22 protein-coding genes are annotated in these 23,760 nt (G+C 40.4%); 12 read left to right on the top strand and 10 right to left on the bottom strand.

Annotation, left to right across the window (positions count from 1 at the left end; translation table 11 throughout):
- Position 1 precedes the first annotated feature (1 nt).
- Positions 2-3,097: a UvrD-helicase domain-containing protein gene (locus J8L85_RS18085; protein WP_211014113.1), complete on the bottom strand. Its 3,096-nt coding sequence runs from the start codon at positions 3,095-3,097 to the stop codon at positions 2-4.
- A gap of 120 nt (positions 3,098-3,217) precedes the next feature.
- Between J8L85_RS18085 and J8L85_RS02215 the strand changes: the two genes are divergently transcribed.
- Positions 3,218-3,826, top strand: coding sequence for a superoxide dismutase (locus J8L85_RS02215; protein WP_211014111.1), 609 nt, complete (start codon positions 3,218-3,220; stop codon positions 3,824-3,826).
- 673 nt (positions 3,827-4,499) lie between these two features.
- On the opposite strand, the gene J8L85_RS02210 is transcribed toward J8L85_RS02215, so the two are convergent.
- From J8L85_RS02210 to J8L85_RS02195, 4 genes are all read right to left on the bottom strand, one after another.
- On the bottom strand, positions 4,500-6,398 hold the full coding sequence (locus J8L85_RS02210) for an amidophosphoribosyltransferase (RefSeq protein WP_211014109.1): 1,899 nt from the start codon (positions 6,396-6,398) through the stop codon (positions 4,500-4,502).
- A gap of 41 nt (positions 6,399-6,439) precedes the next feature.
- Positions 6,440-7,366, bottom strand: a complete 927-nt coding sequence (locus J8L85_RS02205; RefSeq protein WP_211014107.1) for a PfkB family carbohydrate kinase — start codon at positions 7,364-7,366, stop codon at positions 6,440-6,442.
- Positions 7,367-7,533: 167 nt separating this feature from the next.
- Positions 7,534-8,169, bottom strand: coding sequence for a ribonuclease H family protein (locus J8L85_RS02200; RefSeq protein ID WP_211014105.1), 636 nt, complete (start codon positions 8,167-8,169; stop codon positions 7,534-7,536).
- Positions 8,169-8,738: a phosphoribosylglycinamide formyltransferase gene (locus tag J8L85_RS02195; protein ID WP_211014103.1), complete on the bottom strand. Its 570-nt coding sequence runs from the start codon at positions 8,736-8,738 to the stop codon at positions 8,169-8,171. The genes J8L85_RS02200 and J8L85_RS02195 overlap by 1 nt, the downstream gene beginning before the upstream one ends.
- 261 nt (positions 8,739-8,999) lie before the next feature.
- Here J8L85_RS02195 and J8L85_RS02190 point away from each other — a divergent pair, with 261 nt between their 5' ends.
- From J8L85_RS02190 to pyk, 5 genes are all read left to right on the top strand, one after another.
- Positions 9,000-9,233 carry an acyl carrier protein gene (locus tag J8L85_RS02190; RefSeq protein ID WP_047247024.1) on the top strand — a complete coding sequence of 78 codons (234 nt, stop codon included), beginning with the start codon at positions 9,000-9,002 and terminating at the stop codon, positions 9,231-9,233.
- Positions 9,234-9,341: 108 nt separating this feature from the next.
- Entirely contained in the window at positions 9,342-10,592 is a 1,251-nt protein-coding gene (gene fabF, locus J8L85_RS02185; protein WP_211014101.1) for a beta-ketoacyl-ACP synthase II, read from the top strand.
- 7 nt (positions 10,593-10,599) lie between these two features.
- Complete coding sequence (gene rnc, locus J8L85_RS02180) at positions 10,600-11,331, top strand: ribonuclease III (RefSeq protein WP_211014099.1); 732 nt, start codon at positions 10,600-10,602, stop codon at positions 11,329-11,331.
- Between the two features lie 119 nt (positions 11,332-11,450).
- Positions 11,451-11,918, top strand: coding sequence for an IPExxxVDY family protein (locus J8L85_RS02175; RefSeq protein ID WP_211014096.1), 468 nt, complete (start codon positions 11,451-11,453; stop codon positions 11,916-11,918).
- A gap of 2 nt (positions 11,919-11,920) precedes the next feature.
- A complete protein-coding gene (gene pyk, locus J8L85_RS02170; RefSeq protein WP_211014094.1) occupies positions 11,921-13,363 on the top strand; it encodes a pyruvate kinase in 1,443 nt (480 codons plus the stop codon).
- 60 nt (positions 13,364-13,423) lie between these two features.
- On the opposite strand, the gene J8L85_RS02165 is transcribed toward pyk, so the two are convergent.
- Positions 13,424-13,948 carry a PAS domain-containing protein gene (locus J8L85_RS02165; RefSeq protein ID WP_211014092.1) on the bottom strand — a complete coding sequence of 175 codons (525 nt, stop codon included), beginning with the start codon at positions 13,946-13,948 and terminating at the stop codon, positions 13,424-13,426.
- A 180-nt stretch (positions 13,949-14,128) separates the two neighbouring features.
- On the opposite strand from J8L85_RS02165, the gene J8L85_RS02160 reads away from it, so the two are divergent.
- From J8L85_RS02160 to J8L85_RS02145, 4 genes are all read left to right on the top strand, one after another.
- The gene (locus J8L85_RS02160) at positions 14,129-14,977 is read left to right on the top strand and encodes a helix-turn-helix domain-containing protein (protein WP_211014090.1); all 849 of its coding nucleotides are present in this window, start codon (positions 14,129-14,131) and stop codon (positions 14,975-14,977) included.
- Positions 14,978-15,068: 91 nt separating this feature from the next.
- Entirely contained in the window at positions 15,069-15,224 is a 156-nt protein-coding gene (locus tag J8L85_RS02155; protein ID WP_211014088.1) for a hypothetical protein, read from the top strand.
- A gap of 15 nt (positions 15,225-15,239) precedes the next feature.
- Positions 15,240-15,788, top strand: a complete 549-nt coding sequence (locus tag J8L85_RS02150) for a carboxymuconolactone decarboxylase family protein (protein WP_211014086.1) — start codon at positions 15,240-15,242, stop codon at positions 15,786-15,788.
- A gap of 66 nt (positions 15,789-15,854) precedes the next feature.
- Positions 15,855-16,244, top strand: coding sequence for a plastocyanin/azurin family copper-binding protein (locus J8L85_RS02145; protein ID WP_211014084.1), 390 nt, complete (start codon positions 15,855-15,857; stop codon positions 16,242-16,244).
- A 58-nt stretch (positions 16,245-16,302) separates the two neighbouring features.
- On the opposite strand, the gene dinB is transcribed toward J8L85_RS02145, so the two are convergent.
- Positions 16,303-17,403 carry a DNA polymerase IV gene (gene dinB, locus J8L85_RS02140; protein ID WP_211014082.1) on the bottom strand — a complete coding sequence of 367 codons (1,101 nt, stop codon included), beginning with the start codon at positions 17,401-17,403 and terminating at the stop codon, positions 16,303-16,305.
- 28 nt (positions 17,404-17,431) lie between these two features.
- Here dinB and J8L85_RS02135 point away from each other — a divergent pair, with 28 nt between their 5' ends.
- Both J8L85_RS02135 and J8L85_RS02130 read left to right on the top strand, forming a co-directional pair.
- Entirely contained in the window at positions 17,432-18,109 is a 678-nt protein-coding gene (locus J8L85_RS02135; RefSeq protein WP_211014080.1) for a nucleoside-diphosphate sugar epimerase, read from the top strand.
- Positions 18,096-18,563, top strand: a complete 468-nt coding sequence (locus tag J8L85_RS02130; protein WP_211014078.1) for a CYTH domain-containing protein — start codon at positions 18,096-18,098, stop codon at positions 18,561-18,563. Before J8L85_RS02135 ends, J8L85_RS02130 begins: the two co-directional genes overlap by 14 nt.
- A gap of 2 nt (positions 18,564-18,565) precedes the next feature.
- On the opposite strand, the gene J8L85_RS02125 is transcribed toward J8L85_RS02130, so the two are convergent.
- The 3 genes from J8L85_RS02125 to J8L85_RS02115 are packed head-to-tail and all read right to left on the bottom strand — an operon-like array spanning position 18,566 to position 23,748.
- Positions 18,566-19,174: a TetR/AcrR family transcriptional regulator gene (locus tag J8L85_RS02125; RefSeq protein WP_211014076.1), complete on the bottom strand. Its 609-nt coding sequence runs from the start codon at positions 19,172-19,174 to the stop codon at positions 18,566-18,568.
- Positions 19,175-19,187: 13 nt separating this feature from the next.
- Positions 19,188-20,591, bottom strand: a complete 1,404-nt coding sequence (locus tag J8L85_RS02120; protein WP_211014074.1) for a TolC family protein — start codon at positions 20,589-20,591, stop codon at positions 19,188-19,190.
- 7 nt (positions 20,592-20,598) lie between these two features.
- Positions 20,599-23,748: an efflux RND transporter permease subunit gene (locus J8L85_RS02115; RefSeq protein ID WP_211014072.1), complete on the bottom strand. Its 3,150-nt coding sequence runs from the start codon at positions 23,746-23,748 to the stop codon at positions 20,599-20,601.
- Positions 23,749-23,760 lie beyond the last annotated feature (12 nt).

Here is a 23,760-nt window from a genome sequence, read left to right as displayed (position 1 = left end):
TTTAGATTGATTCTACTGTTATATTTTGATTTATATATACTATGATTTTATCACGAATTTCATAACCCATATCCATAAAGGCGTTGGCATAAGATTCTAATTGTTCGTAATATTTATTGTTCTTTTGACCGGTTTTGTAATCTATTATAGAAACCAGATTGTTTTTGATGTTGACTCGGTCGGGTCTCAAAATGGTTCCATCTTTCATTAAAATATCTTTTTCGTTCAAGACCTTATAATCGATGGAAAAATACTCTTTTAAGTTTGGGTGTTGTACCAATTTTAAAAGTTTTTGTGCTACTATATTATATTCTTTGCTGATAAGAATACCATTTTGCACAGCCTTGTCCAAGGCAGGGGTTAAATCATCTTCGCACTTAATGTCGCCCAATATATAATGTATGATGTTTCCTTGTTTTATAGCCTCTTCCCTTTCAGTGTCCCAAAGCATACCGGCTTTGGTGTGTATTCTAAAATCGGCATTTTCTTTGTGGGTATATATATAAGGTATATCAAAAGTGGAAGTCTGTTTTTCTGATATGGACCTATTTATGGCAACAGCGCCAAATTCGTATTCTAGCTTTTCTGGGCTCCAGAGCTTTTTGTTGTCTAAAAAATGTATAAAAAGGCCCGAGTAGTAATCCGTTTTATAATTACCCTCTTTTGTAAGATGTTTAAAGCTGATAATGTATAGGGATTGAACGGCTCTTGTCAACGCAACATATAATAGGTTAAAGGCGTCTAATTGTAGTTTGTTGTGTTCTTCGTTGAACAAAGAAGCTTCTGAAGTACCGTATTCGGCTACTTCTTTCTTTTTGCTTATCAACAACTCATCAAAACCTAAAAAAGTTTCCGGGTCTACCGGCATCCATAGTTTAGGGTCGATTTCTTCGAAGATATTCGAGTTGGCATAGGGGAAAATCACTACAGGAAATTCTAACCCCTTAGATTTGTGTATGGTCATTATTTGTACGGCCGAGACATTGTCCGGTGTACTTATGCTTAGGCTGTCACCCTTCTTTTCCCAATAATTAAGAAATGACTGTATATCTGTTCCCTTTTTTTGTTCCACCTCAAAGATTAGGTCCATAAAAGAAAGTAAGTGGGCATCCGAGCCTGATCCCAATTCAAAAGCTTTTATCGCGTATTCCATGGCATCCAGAACAGAACTGCGTATAAATTTTTTGACATTGAAATCAAATGTGTTCTCTAGAAATCTGTCGACACTATGTAAATTCTTATTTATAAAATCATGTTCTGTTTCTGTTCTGTTGGATAGAAAATGAAGAATTTGGTAACTGTATTCAGCTTCCATAGGGAACAGGGCATGCTGGGAAAGCGATAGTAAAAACTGAACTTTAGGACTCGCAGAAAGCAGTAGCGACTCGGAGGATATAACGGGAATTTGATTTTGCATCAAATATTCAGCTATAATGGCCGCATGCTTCTTTTTACGGATAATAATACAGATGTCCTCATATTTAAAACCATTCTGTAGAGATTCATTTATGGCCTCTAGTGTCTTTAGGGCGTAGTTTTCATCATCATCTTCCTCTAAAAAAGACAACTTTACATAACCGCCCTCTTTTTGGTTGGTCTCTTGTTTGTTGCCTTCTTCAAAGAAAGCCCTATATACAGGATTCTCTAATAACGGACTTACGTTTTGAAAAAATGTATTGTTGAACCGAACAATTTCATCAAAACTTCTATAGTTTCTGGGTAGCACATGAGTGTCTGCGGCAATTGAGAACGGTTGTGAGTTTTTAGTGACTAGGGTTAAAAATTGCTCCGCTTTTCCGCCTCGCCATCTGTAAATAGCTTGTTTGGCATCGCCTACTATAAACAAAGAACCCGTGTTTCCCTGTTCATCTTCACCTTCCAGAGCATTTCCGATCAGAGGTAACAGATTTTTCCATTGCATTTCAGAGGTGTCTTGAAACTCGTCTATAAAATAATGGCGGTATTTTTCACCCAGACGCTCGTATATAAAAGGGGCGGGTTGATCCTTGATCTCTTTTGATATAATTGCATTGAACTCAGATATGGATAACTGGTCCTTTTCTTGTTGAATTTTTTTTATCTCGTTTTCTATTTCATTCAATAAGGTCAACGGAACCAGGTTTCTGTAAATGTTCTGAAAGAAACTTCTGGTGTATATGAGGGTTTTTAAGTTTTGGTAATAATGTAACAAATTGACGGCTATATCTTCTGAAGGGAGCGAAACATTGGCTTTGACAATTTTCTGGGCTATTAAATTTTCTTCTAACTTATTGTTGTACAATTGTGAGGGCGAGAATTGGCCGTTGCGTATTTTTTTAAAATGGTTGGGCAATGTTTGTCTCGGAAAATCGGTATCGTCCAGGCCTGTAGAGGCAATGTATGAAAGTGTCTCTTCGGCGATTGTTGTGGCTTTTTTCTCGGCCGCCTTAATTTCTGATAGAACCTTTTTTTGCAATTTCTGAAAATCGGAAATAGTTTTGTCCGAAAAACCATTTATGTGTTTTGCATTGTTCTCGTCGAACAATAGTTTTCCGATATTGGTAAGGTCATAGGTGATGTCCCAACTTCTGTCATCATCAATTTTTTCTAGGGCAAAATCCATCAGAACTTTGGTTAGGTCCATGTCTTCACCGGCCCTTGCAATGACTCTTGATACCGCTTCGTCCAAGAGTAGGTCCACATCCAATACTACTTCAAAATTTTGAGGAATTTTAAGGTCACGGGCAAAAGTGCGTATTACCCGGTGGGTAAATTTATCTATGGTAGAGATGTCAAAAAAAGCATAATTGTGAAGAATTTCCTTTAAGCGAAGCTTGCTTAAATTCCTAAGAGAGGAATCGGTCAGGTTCAGATCGGCCATAAGTTCTTTGAACAACGGAGGGGCTTTTTCCAATGAAGTGACTTGGCTAAACTGAAAGAGATTTTGAAGAATACGACTCTTCATCTCGTTTACTGCCTTGTTGGTAAAGGTAATAGCCAAAATTCGTCTAAAACTGTTCGAAGAAGAAAGCACTATCTTTAGATAGGCTTTGGAAAGGGCATAGGTCTTGCCAGATCCAGCAGAAGCATTATATATCTTAAAGGAACTTTCGTGCACTTGTTTTTACCTGCAAAATAAGGATTATACAACAGTTCTTAACAAATTATTGGGTTAATATAAATGTTAAAATACCTAAATTTGAGTTGGAATTATTATTAATCTAAAAACAATAAAATTATGGCTTTTGAATTACCAAAATTGCCCTATGCATATGATGCTTTAGAACCGCACATAGATGCAAGGACTATGGAAATACATCACACAAAACATCACAATGGATATACTACTAAATTGAACGCCGCTATCGAGGGTACGGATTTAGAAGGAAAATCTATTGAAGATATTTTGACCGGATTGGACATGAACAACAGTGCGGTAAGAAATAACGGAGGTGGTTTTTACAATCACTCTTTGTTCTGGACCATGTTATCACCAAACGGAGGTGGAGCTCCAACAGGGGAGTTGGCAGATGCAATAAACAGTGCCTTTGGTTCTTTTGAAGGGTTCAAAGAAAAATTTAGCGCTGCAGCAGCTACCAGGTTTGGTTCTGGTTGGGCTTGGTTATGTGTTCACAAAGGAGGTAAACTGGAAATTTGTTCTACTCCGAACCAAGATACACCGATTATGCCAGGTGTTGGTTGTGGAGGACAGCCTATTCTTGGCTTGGATGTATGGGAACATGCCTATTATCTAAATTACCAAAATAAGAGACCAGATTATATCAGTGCGTTCTTTAATATCATTAACTGGGAAGAAGTTTCTAGGTTGTACGCAGAGAACAAATAATCGAAGATTTTGTAAAACCCTGATCTTTTACAGGGAAAGGACCACTTATGGATAAATCTATAGGTGGTTTTTTTGTTTTTAAGAAATAGAAAAGGGTGGAGAAATCTCCACCCTTTTCGTCCCAAATCTTACCATAAACTTAACCTACTTATGCTATGGCGACACTAAAATACTGGTATTGTGGGAAATAAAAAAAGAAATGTTAAAAAAAATTCCTTTTCCCTAATGAGGTTATTTCTGTTAAAGAAGTTAACTATCTGAATGTAGGCACTTTTGGTGTTAAAATAAAAAAGGCAGAGCGTAGCTCCACCTTTTTTCCCCAAATCTTACCATGAACTTAACCTACTTATGCTATGGTCCTTCAAAGATATAGCTTGTGTGTCCGCAAGAAAAAGGTATTAGCCAAAAGACTTAAACCTTGGTTGAAATACCCTAGTTGTTTTATTCTCTTACAAATAAGGTAAAGAAGTGCTTTCTATAAAAAGGGTGTTAAATAAAAAAGGCGGAGCATAGCTCCACCTTTTTTCCCCAAATCTTACCATGAACTTAACCTACTTATGCTATGGCAAGCTTAAAAATATGCTTACCGTGAACCTTAATGTTCGTTTCATCGATGAAATACCTGTTTTATCGATGAAGCACATGATTTATACGTTGAAAGGTATTCTGCGTATTAGTAGGCACGTTCGTTCTTACCTTCATAAAAATTAATGAATGCCCTATTTACCACCCTGTTTCCACCTGGGGTAGGATAATTCCCTGTAAAATACCAGTCGCCAAGATTTTTTGGACAAGCTTCATGCAGGCTAGGTACGCTCTGATATAAAATTTGTACTTCTGCTTTTATGTCCGGTGGACTCAAAAGTTCACCAATTTTGGCAGAGATTTGATCTGGCGAAAACGGGCTATAAATATCCTTTACATAATTGATGACATCTTTGTCTTTCGATTTAACCTGGTCAATACATTTTTTATAGATGTCCTCTACAATATGCATCGTATTATTTTCTTTATGCAGGGCAAGTGCTGCCTTAAAAGCGATAAAGTCTTCTAGTTTGGCCATATCTATGCCATAGCAGTCCGGATATCTGATTTGTGGCGCAGAGGAGACCACTATTATCTTTTTTGGAGACAGACGGTCTAAGATTTTTAAAATACTTTTCTTAAGTGTTGTACCTCTTACAATACTATCATCTATTATGACTAGGTTGTCCCCTTTTTTTACAGATCCATAAGAGATATCGTATACGTGGGCGACAAGGTCGTCTCTACTATCGTCTTGGGTAATAAATGTCCTTAGTTTGGCATCTTTGATGGCGACCTTCTCAATTCTGGGTCTAACCTCCAAGATTTCATGTAATTGCTTACTTGTGATCTTAGAGCCTATAGAAAGAATTTGCTCTTCCTTTTTCTTGTTCAAATAGTTTTGGGCTTCTTTGACCATTCCAAAAAATGACGTTTCCGCAGTATTTGGAATATATGAGAAGACCGTATTTTTTATGTCGTTGTCAATGGCTTCAAGTATTTTCGGAAATACAAGTTTGCCGAGTTTTTTTCTTTCCTGATAAATTTCTTTGTCACTGCCCCTAGAAAAATAAATACGTTCAAAAGAACATGCCTTCCGTTCTGTGGGTTCTAGGATCTGCTTGATCTGGGTGTTTCCGTTTTTCTTTACGATTATGGCATTACCGGGTTCGAGCTCTTGTACTTTGTCGAAAGGAACGTTAAAAACAGTTTGTATGGCAGGTCTTTCTGAAGCAACCACTACAATTTCATCGTCCTTATAATAATAGGCGGGTCTAATACCTGCGGGATCACGAAGTACAAAGGCATCTCCATGACCTAATAGACCGGCCATGGTATACCCCCCGTCAAAATTCTTGGCGGCCCTTCTTAATATCTTGGCAACCTTTAATCTTTCTGCAATTAATGGGGAGGCCTCTTGTTTTGTATACCCCTCTTTTTTTATCTGTTTGTATAATTTGGCAACGGCATCATCTAAAAAGTGGCCTATTTTTTCCATAACGGTCACCGTGTCGGCCATTTCTTTAGGGTGCTGGCCAAGTTGAATAAGGTTGTCGAACAGCTCATTAACATTGGTCATGTTAAAGTTACCGGCAACAATAAGGTTACGGTGCATCCAGTTGTTCTGTCTTAAGAACGGATGAACACTTTCAATGCTGTTTTTTCCGAAGGTGCCATAGCGCACATGGCCCAAAAGCAGTTCTCCTATATACGGAATATTCTTTTTTTGTAGGGCAACGTCGTCTTCGTATTCCGGATGTTCCTTTAGTTCGTAATTGATACGTTCGTTTATCTGGGCAAAAATATCTTGAATGGGCTGTTGTTGACAAGATCGTACCCTGCTTATGTAACGCTGTCCGGCCTCTACATCTAGTTTTATACTGGCAAAACCGGCACCATCCTGACCACGGTTGTGCTGTTTTTCCATCATTAGGTACATTTTATTTACTCCATAAAATGCCGATCCGTATTTTTTCTTGTAGTATTCAAGGGGCTTTAGCAACCGGATAACGGAGATACCACACTCGTGCTTAATAGCGTCACTCATTATTATAGGTATTAAAAAAACCCCAAGAAAGGGGCGTGGGGTTATTGTAATTCAATTTCAAACTGGGTTAGTGCTTTAAATTGGTGTAATCTGCTGTTAATATCGTCTCGATCTAAGTTTAGCATCCGTTCTGTACCAAATTTTTCGACCGAAAACGATGCCAGGTTGGATCCATGTATAACGGCCTTCTTTAAATTGTCGAACGAAATATTATCTGATGCGGCCAAATATCCAGAAAATCCTCCGGCAAAGGTATCTCCGGCTCCGGTAGGGTCGAATACATCTTCCAAGGGTAATGCCGGGGCAAAGAAAACTTGTTCTTCATGGAACAATAAAGCGCCGTGTTCCCCTTTCTTTATAACTACATATTTAGGGCCCATCTTAAATATTTTCTGGGCGGCCTTTACCAAAGAATATTCTCCCGTAAGTTGCCTTGCCTCTTCGTCGTTAATGGTAAGAACATCTATTCTTTTAATGACTTCCATTAGTTCTTCCAAGGTATTGTCCATCCAAAAGTTCATGGTGTCCAAAACAATGAGTTTGGGCCTTTTCTCCATTTGGTCTATAACGCTCATTTGAATGTTGGGGTGCAAATTGCCCAACATAACCACCTCTGCATTTTTGTATGCGCTTGGCACCACTGGGTTAAAGTCCGCCAACACATTTAGTTCTGTTGCCAAGGTGTCCCTAGAATTAAGGTCGTTATGGTATTTTCCTTTCCAAAAAAAGGTTTTTCCTCCTTTTACCACCTCTAGGGCCGATATGTCAATATTTCTATTGGAAAGAAGATCTAAGTATTCTTGGGGAAAATCCTCTCCGACGACAGATACGATTGCGGAATCTACTTGAAACTGAGAGGCGGCCAGGCCGATAAACGTGGCTGCGCCACCCAATATTTTATCGGTTTTTCCAAAAGGGGTCTCAATGGCGTCAAAAGCGACGGTACCAACTATAACTAATTTACCCATACGGTGTATAAAAATGAAGTTGCAAATATAAGGTTTTCATTGCCCATTGAAAATTAGTTTTTGTGGTGTTTATAAATAGTTTTCACAAGTTGTGCCCGCTGCAGGGGTTTGTTAATATATAAGGTATATGGTAGAGGCAAGTTGAGCCATGTTGAAGATGGCAAGTGTTACTTTCTGCCGAAATCTGCAGGTATTTCTCCCCAAGCTTTGGTTTCCCACTTAACAATAGGGGTGTTGTAGTGGTTTTTGTTTAACCAATCAATGGCACGCCTTACTAAGTTGAATAGCTCTTTGTTCTTGTCCGTCTCCACCAACTTGGTGTTACATTTTTTCTTTCTTACCCAACTCATGGCGGTTCGTGAGTCGGTATAAATAATACGGTCGCTTTTTCTTTCTTTTAAATACGCTAGGCCGTGAACAATGGCCAAAAATTCACCAATGTTATTGGTGCCTTGTTCAAAAGGGCCCTGTTTGAAAAGTTTTTTGCCGGTTTTGGTATCCACACCTTGGTATTCCATTACTCCCGGGTTTCCGCTAGAGGCGGCATCTACCGAAATGGAATGATAATTAGGTCTGCCAATTTTTAAAAGCTCGGAAGGAGATAGTTTTGTTGTTTCTTTTTTCTTTCCCTTAAAGTCCTGATAGTTTCCGTTGTAGGCTTTTTTTGCCATGTCAAAAGTCTCGAACGATTTGTATTGGGCCCCCTTAAAACCTGTTATGGCAGCTTTACAATCTTTCCAGGTATCATAAATACCGGGTTTTTTGCCCTGCCACACCACATAGAATTTTTGCTTTTTGGCCATTATGATAAAAGTTTATCTATCACTTTCGGAAAATGCTCGTACTCTAACTGGTGTACTTTGTTGGCGATGTCTTCGGCACTATCGGTCGGTAGCACGGGTGTTCTTGCTTGGTGAATAATGGCGCCCTCGTCATAATTGGAGTTGACCATATGGATGGTAATGCCGGTCTCGGTTTCGTTATTGACCTTTACCGCTTGGTGAACATTCATGCCATACATGCCCTTGCCGCCGTATTTTGGTAACAATGCCGGGTGTATGTTTATGATCTTATCTGGAAAAGCCTCTATAATGGAATTGGGGATTTTCCATAAAAAACCTGCAAGAACGATCAAGTCGGGATTTAATGTCTTAAGAATATTTAGAACACAATCGCTTTTGGCAAACGCGTGTTTATTGAAAAACAATCCGCTAATATTAAGCCTGTTGCACCTGTCCAATACTTTGGCATCCCTTTTGTTAGTAAGTACGGCAGTGACCGTAACATGGGTCTTATCGCTAAAATAGTTTACAATGTTCTCAACATTAGAGCCGGAACCGGATGCAAAAAGCACAATTCGTTTGGTGTTCAAAAGAAATAGATTTTAAGTTAGATAAGCCGTTTACCTCGCAAATACAAGGCAAAAGAAAATAGAAATTAAAGAATAGCCAAAGGTTTCATAGTAAAAGAATAAAACAAAATTCGATGGCTACACCTAAAATTTTCTGAGTACAAATAAGGGTACCTGTATTTAATTTTATTAAATTACGGTACATTTTAACGACATTTAGTGTTATTAATCCAAAGTTTTTTATTTTTGCCTTCAATTTAAATTTTTAAAACCAATATTATTATGTCAGACATTGCATCAAGAGTTAAAGCTATCATTGTTGATAAATTAGGAGTTGATGAAAACGAAGTGGTATCAGAAGCTAGCTTTACTAACGATTTAGGGGCAGATTCATTGGATACTGTTGAATTGATTATGGAGTTCGAAAAAGAATTCGATATTCAGATCCCTGATGATCAAGCTGAGAACATCGCAACAGTTGGCCAGGCCATTAGCTATATAGAAGAAGCAAAGTAATTTGATTATTTCTTAAATAGAATTCAAATTATCCATGTGGTAAATTCTCCGCATGGATAATTTTTTTTAATTTACATCCGGTTTTTATTTAAACTAAAAATAAGTTCAATGCAATTAAAGCGAGTTGTGGTTACAGGATTGGGTGCACTTACGCCCATCGGTAATAATATTGAGGAGTATTGGGACGGTTTGGTAAATGGCAAAAGCGGTTCTGCACCTATTACCTATTATGATACCGAAAAATTCAAGGTAAAATTCGCCTGTGAGCTAAAAAATTACAAAACAGAAGATTATTTTGAACGTAAGGAAGGTCGTAAACTGGATAAGTTTGCACAATATGCCTTGGTTTCTTCTGATGAAGCGATAAAAGACTCCAAATTGGATTTGGATGTAGTTGACAAGTTCAGGGTAGGCGTTATTTGGGGAGCAGGTATTGGAGGTTTGGAAACATTTCAAAACGAGGTGATGAATTTTGCCCAAGGAGATGGCACACCACGTTTCAATCCTTTTTTTATACCCAAGATGATTGCTGATATTGCACCAGGAAACATTTCTATAAAGCACGGTTTTATGGGGCCTAATTATACAACGGTTTCGGCCTGTGCGTCATCTGCCAATGCAATGATAGATGCTCTTAACTATATACGTCTAGGGCATTGCGATGTGGTCGTTACCGGAGGTAGTGAGGCAGCCGTAACCATTGCGGGTATGGGAGGTTTTGGAGCAATGCATGCGCTTTCTACCAGAAACGATAGTCCCGAAACGGCATCAAGGCCATTTGATGCTACCAGAGACGGGTTTGTACTTGGGGAAGGAGCGGGAGCATTGGTGTTGGAAGAATACGAACATGCAAAAGCCAGAGGGGCAAAAATATATGCCGAGGTCGCAGGTGGTGGCCTTTCTAGTGATGCCTATCATATGACGGCCCCACACCCAGATGGGATCGGTGTTGTTAAAGTGATGGAGAATTGTTTGCGCGATGCCGGGTTAAGTATTGAAGATGTCGATGCCATTAATACACATGGTACTTCTACGCCTTTAGGGGACGTTGCGGAGTTAAAGGCGATTTCGGAAGTTTTTGGTGAGCATGCGAAAGATATCAATATAAATTCTACAAAATCAATGACCGGACACTTATTGGGTGCGGCCGGTGCCATTGAGGCAATAGCATCGATATTGGCGATGGAACACGGCATAGTGCCACCAACGATAAACCATGCTACGGTAGACGAGAATATTGACCCTAGTTTAAACCTTACTTTAAACAAGGCGCAGAAAAGAGATGTTAAAGTGGCGATGAGCAATACCTTCGGGTTTGGAGGACATAATGCTTGTGTTGTCTTTAAAAAAATAGATTAAGATATTTATGACATTTCCTAAGAATATATTCAATTCCCATTCTAAACAGGATGGGGATTTTTTTTTAGGGGTCAAAAGAATCATAGGATTTAAACCCAAAGAAATCGAGTTTTATAAAAAGGCTTTCCTTCATAGGTCCATGAACAAAAAGGACGATAAGGGAAATCCTATGAACTACGAAAGACTTGAATTTTTGGGAGATTCCATGTTGGGTACGATCATATCCAAATATCTCTACAACGAAGTTCCGGAAGGAGATGAAGGTTATTTGACCAAGATGAGGTCTAAAATTGTCAGCAGAGAACATTTGAACGAGCTAGGTAAAGATCTGCAACTAATAAAATATGTTGAGAGCAGAATTCCCAAAACGCATTTTGGGGAAAATATACACGGTAATGTTTTCGAGGCGCTTGTAGGGGCCATTTATTTGGATAGGGGCTATTCTTATTGTGAAAAGTTCATTAATAAGCGGGTTATAGAACCTTATGTAGATATTGAACAGTTAGAAGGTAAGGTCATCAGTTATAAAAGTTTGATTATAGAATGGTGTCAAAAACAGAAGAAGACCTTCAACTTTAATGTGTATGAAGATACGGGTAACGATACCCTAAAACATTTCGCGGTAAAACTGTCCATTGGGGGCAATGTGGTAGCAAAGGCTAGGGCAACCTCTAAAAAGAAGGCAGAAGAAAGGGCATCGAAAAGAGCTTTTTTTGCCCTTCAGGATAAAATGAAATAACGTTTAGTTATAATTGAAACAAAAGACTAACTTTTTGATAACAATTAGAACATCTTAAACTTATTTCCTTGTTAGGCATTATACTTTAATAGTTCTATATTTACGGTTTTTCCGTGCTTATGGCATCAGTATATAAAATAAACGATGATTTTTACGATGACTCCTTTTTTTTAATTGCTTTGCATAGCACTTTAGAGGATTACGCGGTCGCATACAGATTGAACCATGTATTGAAATCAAACCTAAAAAGGGCCAAAACGGACTTTGAACTGACGAAGAACAGTTCATTCCCTTTTTATGAATGGCAAGATGAACTTAACGATCGTTATTGGGTGCTAGTTGCTAACCAAAGCACAAAAAAAGAATTGGTGGCCAATACGAACGATTTGTTCCAGAACGAATCTACTTACAGTACTCCCCGTCTTATTCCAGAACTTAAAGAGGTGGATTACTTTTTGAAGATCGAGGATGATGAAAGTATCGATTGCGAAGAGATCATCAAACTTTTATTGGGTATGCCAAGAATAATGGCGGCGTATGAAGTTGATGCCGACAAACTAAAATCGAAGAATAATTTAATTTTTTAAGAATGCCAACTAACAAGAAGACAAAAATCGTAGCGACCTTAGGGCCGGCTACAAGTAAGAAAGATGTGCTAAGAAGCATGATGCAGGCAGGAGTAGATGTCTTTAGAATCAACTTTTCGCATGCCGATTATGAAGATGTAAAAGAGCGGGTTAAAATGATTCGTGAATTGAATGAAGAATTGGAAATAAACACTTCTATTTTGGCTGATTTACAGGGGCCAAAATTAAGGGTTGGTGTTATGGCCGGCGAGGTTGTTGTGAGTCCGGGCGATGAAATAACTTTTGTGACCGGTGAACCCTTTGAAGGTACCAACCAGCGTGTTTATATGAATTACAAAGAGTTTCCAAGAGATGTAAAGCCTGGCGAGCGCATACTTTTGGATGACGGTAAGCTTATGTTCGAAGCTATTTCCACCAATGGGGAAACCGAAGTAAAGGCAAAAGTAATTCAAGGAGGGCCTTTAAAATCAAAAAAAGGGGTGAACCTGCCCAATACCAATATTTCGTTACCGGCACTTACCCCCAAAGATATCAAGGATGCTGAATTTGCAATTTCTTTAGAAGTAGATTGGATCGCACTTTCGTTCGTTAGGTTCAGCCAAGATCTTATAGATCTTCAGAATATTATAAAAGAACATTCAGAGCATAAGATTCCTATCATTGCAAAAATAGAAAAACCGGAGGCGGTAGAGAACATAGACAAGATAGTTGCCTATTGTGATGGGTTAATGGTAGCAAGGGGTGATCTAGGGGTCGAGGTTCCCGCGCAGGAAGTTCCCTTAATTCAGAAAAAATTGGTTCTTAGGGCCAAGAAAGCAAGAATACCGGTGATTATTGCCACCCAAATGATGGAGACCATGATTACCAGTCTAACCCCGACCAGGGCAGAGGTGAACGATGTTGCCAATTCGGTAATGGACGGTGCTGATGCCGTAATGCTTTCTGGTGAAACCTCTGTGGGTAACTACCCTGTGCAGGTTATAGAGAAAATGTCGAGTATTTTGGAAAGCGTTGAGGCTTCGGAACTTATTAAGGTTCCGCACGAACCACCACATGTGCGTACTAAGAGATATATTACGAAATCTATTTGTTATCATGCAGCCTTAATGGCCAATGAAATAAAGGCGAAGGCTATTTCTACTTTAACCAATAGTGGGTATACCGCATTTCAAATTTCTGCATGGAGACCAAGTGCACATATTTTGGTGTTCACCTCAAATAAAAGAATACTTACCCAATTAAATCTACTTTGGGGCGTACAAGCATTTTATTATGATAAGTTTGTTTCTACAGATCAAACGATAGAAGATGTGAATACCATTGCTTGTAAAAAAGGATTTTTAGAGGTAGGTGATATGTTGGTCAGCCTAGCGGCCATGCCAATTAAAGAAAAAGGTATGGTAAATACCTTAAGGGTTTCCGAAATAGAGACCTGTAATTTTTAAAGAATACCATATAATATATAAAAGACCCGCTTATCGTTGAGCGGGTTTTTTTATGGCCTATCAGGCCACTTCCTTTTCAAAGGCAATAAAATTAACTATCTCACCCGCCTTATTAAATATAGGTAGTCCATGAATATGACAGTTATATGTAGAACCGTCTTTTCTGTAATTTAGAACTACAACCTCAAAGGGTTTTTGATTTCGAATACTATTTGATACTACCTTAAGTGTTTTTTTACAGGTCTTTTTCCCTTGAAATATTTTGGGTTTTTGTCCTATTATTTCTTCCGGATGATATCTGTTCATTTCCCATATGTTCTGCGAGGCATACACGATATGCAGGTCGGTATCCGTTACAACGATAGTATGCTCTTTATTTATTAGTTCTTCTTCAAAACTAATGGTGTTAAAGGCCCAGCGATTGTTTTCGGCAAGGTCTAATAGTAATTTGATATCATGGTTCGATTTTAAAACTCTATCGAAGCTGGTGCCATAAAAATCCCAAGAGGTCAATGGTAGGGAATTAATTTTTAAGGTCTTTTGAAATCTGTCTAAGGCATTATCGTAATTAATTAGATCGTACATGTGTATGCTGCTTCTTTATATACATAAAGCTATAAAAATGGTGAGTCCGATTAAAATATTTAATATCGATTAACTCTTTTGTTTAACAAAATATGCCATAAAATATCTTTTGGCTTGTAAAGGATGAACAAGAACGGAGACTAAAAGAATAAAACTAGGCCAATTAAAGAAACAAAGAACATGAAATTCGAATTTCATGATCCCAAATTGGGATCTCTTTTTGGATTTACCGATGATATTAAAAAGTATCATAATACCTTTTCTATCAATTCTGACAATATACAGATTCTTTGGAACAGGAATAAGGTACCCGTATTTTTGTGTATAGACGGTCTTACCATTACTTTACGACCAGATCAACTTGTAACTACAACCTATCTGCAACATGTAAGTTTCTCAAATACGAAAGCTCCCTTGGTCAGCTTTCTTTTTAATAGGGCTTTTTACTGTATCAATGATCACGACAGCGAGGTTTCCTGTAACGGCGTACTATTTTTTGGCACACAAGATTTACCGATCATTACTATTCCACCAGAACAGGAGCACAAGTTTAATATACTATATGAAGTATTTAAAGAGGAATTTGATACATCGGATCAGATACAGGGAGATATGTTGCAAATGTTATTGAAACGTTTAATTATTATCTGTACGCGTTTGGCTAAAGAACAGCACTTTTTAAAATCGTTGAATAACGAGCAGATAGAAATAATGCGGAAATTCAATGTTCTTGTGGACACACATTTTAAAACAAAAAGAAAAGTGAGCGAATATGCCGAGCTTCTTTTTAAGAGTCCTAAGACCCTCTCCAACCTTTTTGCTATTTATAACCAAAAATCCCCACAACAGATAATATTGGAACGTTTGGCATTAGAAGCAAAACGACTTATCAGCTTTACGGACAAACAGCATCAGGAAATAGCTTTTGAATTAGGTTTTAACGACCCGGCACATTTTAGCAAATTCTTCAAAAAAATGACGGGCTATTCCCCTTCTAAATACAAGCAAACACAAGTGTTAGGTACATAAAAGGAAAATTGTACAAGTAGTCGGGCAATAGCTCCTAACAAATACCCTTCTTGCGGTCGCATCTTTGCAGTGTAATTAAAAACAAAGAAAGATGAAGACACGTATCAAATCCATTTTCAATTTAATTGAAATATTCGGGCAATCTAAAAAAGAGGTAAAAACAACCTTGAGCGCTAAAGCGCATTGCGAGCAAAAACACCATCACGATTTTTACTGTGATGCAGAAAAACCATACGTATCATTTTAATATAAAAAGAAAGTTATGAGCACATTTAATGTACCTAAAAGAGAAGAAGTATCAAACAGCAACCGGGCAATTTTCGACAATCTTGAAAAAGCAGTAGGTTTTGTTCCAAATCTATATGCTACCTATGCGCATTCAGAGAATGCATTGGCCAATTATTTGGCATTGAGCAATGCAAAAACATCGCTTAGCGCAAAACAAAAAGAAGTGGTGAACCTAGCGGTAAGTCAGGTAAACGATTGTAGTTATTGTTTGGCGGCCCATACGGCAATAGGAAAAATGAACGGTTTTACCGACGACCAGATATTGGAGCTTAGAAAAGGGCAGGCCTCTTTCGATGCCAAGTTGGATGCATTGGCCAAACTGGCCAAGAATATTACAGAGAACAGGGGGGCAACGGACCAAACTGTTGTAGATGATTTTTTTGAAGCCGGCTGGACCAAAGAGAATTTGGTGGATACTATTGTGTTGGTGGGCGATAAGACCATTTCAAATTATCTACATAAAACTACCAACGTGCCAGTAGATTTTCCGGAAGCGAAACCGTTGGAAACAGTTGAGGTATAATAGATAAAAACAAATAATTAACAACAAGCTCCCCAACAGTGGGGAACAAACTTAAAAACAAGAATTATGAAAAAGATTATAGTAGTATTGGTATTGGCGATCGGAGCGATATTCTCAGCGAACGCTCAAGACAAAACAATGAAAGGTTCTACAGAGTTTATTGCACTCGAACAAGTGCCCGGAGAGTTTACCCAGAAACAAATAACAGTATCTGAAGGAACGTATATTTTTAAAATTTCGAATAATGATGTAGGGCATAATGTTGGTTTTGTTTTGGTAAAAAAAGGAGAGGACATTTCGAATCCTGAAAATCATATTAAAACGGCCTATGTAAAAAAACAGGTGGAGACAGGAAAGACGGGAGTATCCAATCCTACCATGTTGGAGAAAGGTGAGTATGTTTATTTTTGCCCGCTAAACCCAACGGCCACAGATAATACATTAATAGTGAAATAGATTTAAAATAGAAGTTTTCAGAGCCGTTGGGATAATTTTATCCCAGCGGTTTTTTTAGTTAAAAATCGAATTTTAACTGTACCGAAACGCTCTCCTTTTTTGGGGTTTTTGTGTCTTTTTCGGTGTTGAGGTTGGCCAGTGAAATACCCAATAAGCGCACCGAATTTTGTAGCTTTTCTTGGTACAAAAGCTCTTTGGCCGTTTCGAGGATCAATTCTTTTTCGGCAATATAGTAGGGCAGGGTCTTGCTTCGTGTATTCAGGGTAAAGTCGCTGTATTTTATTTTAAGGGTCACCGTTTTTCCTGCAATTTTCGACTTCTTGAGGCGGCGTTCCAGTTCAGATGCGATATGGTCCAAACGTTCCAACATAAAGATCTCGCTGCTCAGGTTTTCGCTAAAGGTACGTTCGGCCCCTACCGATTTGGGAATGCGATGCGGTTTTACGGGACTGGTATGGATGCCCCGGACCACATAGTAGTAGTGGCTACCACTTTTTCCGAAATTCTCTTCCAGAAATTCAAGCGTTTTTTGTTTTAGGTCTTTACCGGTAAAGATGCCAAGTTTGTACATTTTTTCGGCAGTGACCTTTCCCACGCCATAAAATTTTCTGATTTCCAGGTCCTCTAGAAATTGTAACACCTCTTCGGGGTTTACGGTCTTTTGTCCGTTGGGCTTGTTCACATCGCTGGCCACTTTGGCGATGAACTTGTTGATACTGATCCCTGCCGAGGCATTCAGGCCCGTGGTGTCAAAAATCTTTTGGCGTATTTCTTTGGCGATCAGGGTGGCCGACGGGTTTCCCTTTTTGTTGACCGTTACATCGAGGTAGGCCTCGTCCAGTGAAAGGGGCTCTACCAGATCGGTATATTCGTGGAATATGTTTCTGATTTGATGTGATATTTCCTTGTAACGATCAAAGCGAGGTTTTACGAAAATAAGTTCGGGGCAATTCCGTTGGGCGATGACACTGCTCATGGCGCTCCTGACCCCAAATTTTCGTGCTTCGTAACTGGCGGCGGCCACCACACCACGTTTTGAGTTTCCGCCCACGGCAATGGGCTTTCCGCGCAGTTCTGGATGGTCCAGTTGCTCTACCGATGCATAGAAGGCATCCATATCTACATGAATGATCTTTCGTCTTGGAAAATCGTTGGACATCCTGTAAAATTAAGGTATATTTAGTTGGATGGAAACACAAAAAAAGACAGCGATACTATTAGGGGCAACCGGTCTTACCGGAGGTATTTTGTTACGGCTTTTGTTGCAGGACGATCGGTACGAAAAGATAAAATTGTTCTCTCGGTCAAGCGTAGGTATCTCCCATCAAAAGATAGAGGAGCATTTGGGCGATTTGATGCAGTTGGTACAATTTGAGGTCGATTTTACCGGTGATGAGGTGTTCTGTTGCATCGGTACCACCAAGTCGAAGACACCCGATAAGGAGGCCTATAGAAAAGTCGATTATGGTATTCCGGTGGCGGCTGCCGAGCTTTCCGTCAAAAACGGAATTTCAAGTTTCTTGGTAATGTCTTCCATGGGGGCAGATGCGAAGAGCAAGGTGTTCTACAATCGCCTAAAAGGTGAAATGGAAGATGCCGTACTTGGTAAACATATTAAGAACACCTATATCTTTAGACCTTCGTTAATCGGGGGCAAACGCGAAGAAAAACGTTTGGGCGAATGGGTGTTCAAACAACTCATGAAAGGTGTAAATTTGGTCTTGGCCGGTCCTTTAAAAAAATACCGTTCCATTAAGCCCGAAACCATAGCAAAAGCTATGCTAATGGTGGCCATTAAAGGGTATATAAAACCGATTATAGAATCGGACAAAATATATAAAATAGCATCAGGTGATAGAGATTGAACGTAAATTTTTGGTCACGTCCTCGGCCTATCAAGGGCAGGCCACTTCTAAAGAACGAATAGTTCAAGGTTTTTTGAACACCCACCCGGAGCGAACCGTTAGGGTGAGGATCAAGGCGGATTCGGGTTTTTTGACCGTAAAGGGAAAATCAAACGATGCGGGAACCGTTCGATTTGAATGGGAAAAGGAAATTCCGGTAGCCGAGGCAGAGCAACTGATGCTTATTTGTGAACCGGGAGTTATCAAGAAGGTGCGCTATAATGTACCCGTGGGACAACATGTTTTTGAAGTGGATGAATTTTATGGCGACAATGAGGGCCTAGTCGTGGCCGAGGTGGAGCTACGGGAAGAAAACGAAAACTTTAAAAAGCCCGAGTGGCTGGGGCAAGAGGTGACCGGGGAAATAAAGTACTACAATTCGCAATTGGGCAAAAAACCTTATAGGTCGTGGTAGCGTTACGAGAAGAACAAAGCATCGTTTTGATCTAGATAACTTTTGGTGGCAATACCTCTTAAATTATTGATTATGATGTGGTTCAAAAGCTCTTCACGTGTAAATTTTTCAAAAAAATTCTTTTGTTCGGCATGTACAATGAGCTCCATCCGATTAAAGTAGAGTTGATACGTAAGGGCAATGTTGACATCTTGCCTTATCTGGCCTTTCTCTTGTGCGCTCGATAGCAGGTCTTTGACAAGGACGGAAACCTCGTTCTCCCTAAAATCGTTGAAAAGGCGATAGACATTGGGGTAGTACTTTTTTAGGCTTCGCAGAAAATTGGGACTAAAAGATTTAAAGGTATCCAACCCTATTCGATAAATTGAAATTATAGTTAGAATAGGGTCGGATTTTTCCTTGTTTACACATTCGTTTATTTCGGATCTTAATTTGTTCAAAAGGGCCTCCAAGCTTTCTTGAATGATCTCTTCCTTGCCTTTAAAGTTCTCGTATATCGTTTTTTTCGAGATACCGAGTTCATGGGCCAGATCGTCCAGGGTAAATCGCTTGCTTCCAAATTTTGTGAACTTGGACAGGGCAAATTCTAAAAAACGCTCCTTATTGAACATATATCCATAAAAATTAGTGCCATCCACCACCTAGGGAACGATATAACTCTACCGTTGCAGATAACTGGGCCAACTTGTTATCGACCAAGTTAAGTTCTGCGTTCAGGGAGTTTTCCCTTGCGGTCAACAGATCTAAATAGGTTAAGTATCCACTGTTTAATAGTTCTTCCGAGTTGCTTTCGGCCCTTTTTAAGGCGACCACCTGTTTGGTAACATAGGCTTCTTTTTCAACGGCGGTGTTGTATTCGTTCAACGCATCCGAAACCTCTTTGCCTGCGGTAAGCAGTGTCTTTTTAAAGTTAAGGAGGGCCTGCTCTTGCTGGGCCTTGGCCACTTCGTAGGCCGTCCTGACCTTTCGGCCGTTTAAGATGGGCTGTGTTAGGCCGCCGATAAGGTTGGCAAAAATAGAACTACTGTCTATCCAATTTTCGATTTCCAGACTTTGAAAACCACCTTGGGCCGACAGGGTAATGGAAGGGTAAAAGTTGCTTCGGGCCACATTGGTGAGCTCAAAACTGTTTACCAAACCGAATTCGGCCTGCATAATATCGGGTCGGTTGCGCAACAATAACGCCGGTACCCCAAGTTGCATATCGCTTGCCAGTTCTTGGTCGTCAAGGGAACCACGGGTATAGGTCTGTGGTTGCTCGCCCAAAAGTAGGCTCAAGGTCGTTTCGGTCTTGAAGAGCGTATTTTTAAGGTCTAACAATTGACTTTGTGCGCTGTACAATTGCGCGGCCGTTTGGTCTACGCCAACTTGATTGGCCTGTCCCGCCTCTTTTAGGGCGGTAATGGTCTCCAAGCTCCTCATTCGGTTTTCAATGGTCTCCTCGGTAACGGCAATTTGCTTGTCCAAGGCCAACAATTGGTAGTAGGTGGAGGCAATTTGGGCCACCAAGCTGGTCTTAACGGCTTTGTGGGCCGCAACGGTCTGCAGGTAACTTGCGTCGCTTGCCCGTTTGGTGCTTCTTATCTTTCCCCAGATATCGGCCTCCCAAGATAGGGTTCCCGAAGCCTCAAATTGATTGTAGGGTTGCGAAAAGATACTTCCGAACTGGCCGTTTTCACTGGTTCTTGCCGTTCTGGTAGCACTTGCCGCACCGTTAATGGTGGGCAGGTAACCCGCTTTTCCCTGTTTTACATAGGCCTGCGCCGCTTCAATGTTTTGCAGGGCAATACGTATATCCAGGTTGTTCTCCAATCCTTTTTCGATATAACCTTTTAGATAGGGATCGGTAAAAAGGTCTTTATACGATACCGAGGCAAAGGAGATACTGTCTTGGGGCAGATGGTCGGTGCGATACAGGTTTTCGGTCTCGACCTGCGGACGCTCATAGGTTTTTGCCGTAAAGCAAGATTCCAACAAGAGCGGAAGCATGGCCACCAACAAGAATTTATTTATAGCTAATTTCTTCATGATTTCTCTAGTTCTTTATTTCTGCGATTGGTTCTTGGGGAGCACCGCTCACCCGTTCTTGAATAGACTGGAAAATAACGTACAGTGCCGGTATAACGAAGACACCGAACACGGTACCTATCAACATACCCCCAACGGCACTCATACCTATTGATCGGTTACCAACGGCACCGATACCTGATGACAGGGCCAATGGCAACAGACCAAGTATAAACGCGAAAGACGTCATTAATATAGGTCTAAGTCGTGCTTTTGCACCATCGATGGCCGAGTCGATGATAGACATGCCGTGCTTTCTACGTTGCAACGCAAATTCTACGATAAGAATGGCGTTTTTGGAAAGCAGACCGATCAACATGATCAAGGCGATTTGAAAATAAATGTTGTTTTCGAGTCCGGCCAGATTAATAAAGCCGATAGCCCCGGCAATACCAACAGGCAGTGATAGTATGATCGACAAGGGCAATATGTACGATTCGTACTGGGCGCTTAACAAGAAATAAACGAATATCAAACTCAACAGGAAGATGAGTACGGTTTGGCTACCCGCACTGTTTTCCTCCTTGGTAAGTCCGGAATATTCATAGGTGTAATTATTGGGCAATACTTGGGCGGTAACCTCTTCGATCGCCTTAATGGCATCACCTGTTGAATAACCGGGGTTCATGGCACCATTGATTTTGACCGAACTCAACAGGTTGAACCTACTGACCATTTCGGGACCATAAATTTTATTTAAGGAAACGAATTGCGATACGGCTACCGATTCGCCGTTTCCGTTGGTCACAAAAATATGGTTCAACGAATTTTCGTCGGCCCTATCTTCAGGTTTCGCCTGGATCATTACGCGGTACTGCTTACCAAACTTGTTAAAGTCGGTGGTGTACAACCCACCGTAATACCCTTGCATGGCGTTGAAAATATCGGTAACGGCCAATCCGGCCGATTTTATTTTTTCGATATCGACCTGCAATTCGTATTGTGGGAAATTCGGATTGAACGATGTAATGGCGTATTGTACCTCTGGCCTTGCGTTCAAGGCGGCCAAGAATTCGTTCGTGGTTTGGCCTATGGTCAGCCAATCGTCGGCATCCTTACTCTGTAGGTTAAGTTCAAAACCGGCGGAATTACCGAAACCTCGAACACTGGGCGGGGCGATAAAAATAATATTGGCCTCTTTGATGGTCGATGCCTTAGCAAATAAGGTTTGAATGGTCGCACCTACCGAAAGTGAATCGGCTTTACGATCATCAAAGTCCTGTAGTTTTAGTACAGAAAAGGCGTATGACCCACCGTTTACGCCATTTAAAAAGCTTCTACCGGCAATGTTCATCCTAGATTTGATAACATCCATGGATTGGTAAATCGAATCTATTTTCTTAACCGTTTTCTGGGTTTTTTCCAAGGTGGTACCCGGAGCCAATGATATGTCGGTAAAGATAATACCTTGATCTTCGTTTGGTATAAAACCTGAAGGGGTAGACCTGAATAAGGCTAAAGCGATGGCCGAAAAGAGAACCAAGGTTAAAACGGTCAACCATTTTTTATTGGAAAAGAATTTTACGGAACCGATATATTTATCGGTCATGGCGTCAAACCCGGTGTTGAACACGGTAAAAAAGCGTTTCAAAAATCCCTTTTTCTTATGTTCCTCGGAGGGGCTGTGCGGTTTTAGGAAAAGGGCTGCCAAGGCAGGACTCAACGTTAGGGCGTTTACCGCAGAAATTAGGATCGCGATGGCCAAGGTAATGCCGAACTGTTGGTAGAACACACCCGATGAACCACTGATAAAGGATACGGGGATAAATACCGCTGACATGACCAAGGTAATGGATATAATGGCACCCGATATTTCCGACATGGCCGACTTGGTGGCCGTTTTGGCGTTATCGGCTCTCTCCTCCAACTTTGCGTGCACCGCTTCTACCACCACAATGGCATCATCCACCACAATACCAATGGCCAGAATCATTGCAAAAAGGGTCAACATGTTGATGGAGTACCCAAATAGCGATAGGAAGAAGAAAGTACCGATAATGGCTACTGGCACGGCAATCGCGGGAATTAGGGTAGACCTAAAATCCTGTAGGAACAGGAACACGACAACAAATACCAGCAAGAAGGCTTCGATAAGGGTCTGTACCACATGGTCGATAGAGGCATCAAGAAAGTCTTTGGTGTTGTATGGGATTACATAATCGATTCCCTTGGGAAAATCACTTTTGCTTTCTTCAAGAATATCCTGGATGGCGTCGATGATCTCGTTGGCGTTCGAACCAGAGGTCTGAAAGATTCCCACGGCGGTACCGGGTTTTCCCATACCTTCGTTCAGGGTACTGTAGTTAAAAGCGCCCATCTCTACTTCGGCCACATCACCAAGACGCAAATATTGTCCGTTTTCCTGTGCCTTGATGATGATGTTCTCATATTCGGCCTCTTCGGAAAGACGGCCCTTGTATTTAAGTACGTACTCGTAAATACCATCGGCATTTTCACCGATTTTACCTGTAGCCGCCTCAAGGTTTTGCTCTCGCAATGCCGCTTGAATATCGGAGGGCATCAGTTTATAGGCTGCCATTTTTTCCGGGTTCAACCAAATACGCATCGAGTAGTCCTTGGCACCGAACACGGTAACGTTTCCTACCCCTTCGATACGTTGTAGCTTGGGCACCAAATTGATTCGGGCGTAGTTTTCGACAAAGGTGGCGTCGTAGTTTTCGTTCTCCGAAAATAGGGAGAAGAACATTAGGGCGCTGGTCTGTGCCTTTTGGGTAATTACCCCGGTGTTTATTACGGCCTCTGGCAGTACACTATTGGCGCGGGCCACCCTGTTTTGAACGTTTACAGCGGCAATATCGGGGTCGGTACCCAGTTTAAAAAATACGTTTATATTGGCGGATCCGTCATTACTCGCGGTAGAAGTCATGTACAACATGCCTTCGACACCATTGATCTGCTCCTCCAATGGGGTAACAACACTATTAAGCACCGTTTCGGCGTTTGCACCGGTATAGGTAGCTGAAACCTGTACCGTAGGCGGTGCAATTTCAGGATACTGTTCAACGGGCAATGAGGTCAACCCTAAAATACCCAGAATGGCTATAATGATCGATATCACCGTAGATAGTACGGGACGATCTATAAATTTTTGAAACATTGTTCTTTATTT

This window comes from Maribacter sp. MMG018 (assembly GCF_018100785.1).
Lineage (GTDB): Bacteria > Bacteroidota > Bacteroidia > Flavobacteriales > Flavobacteriaceae > Maribacter.
Note: the sequence above shows the minus strand (reverse complement) of the source record. Positions and strands in the feature narration are given on the sequence as shown.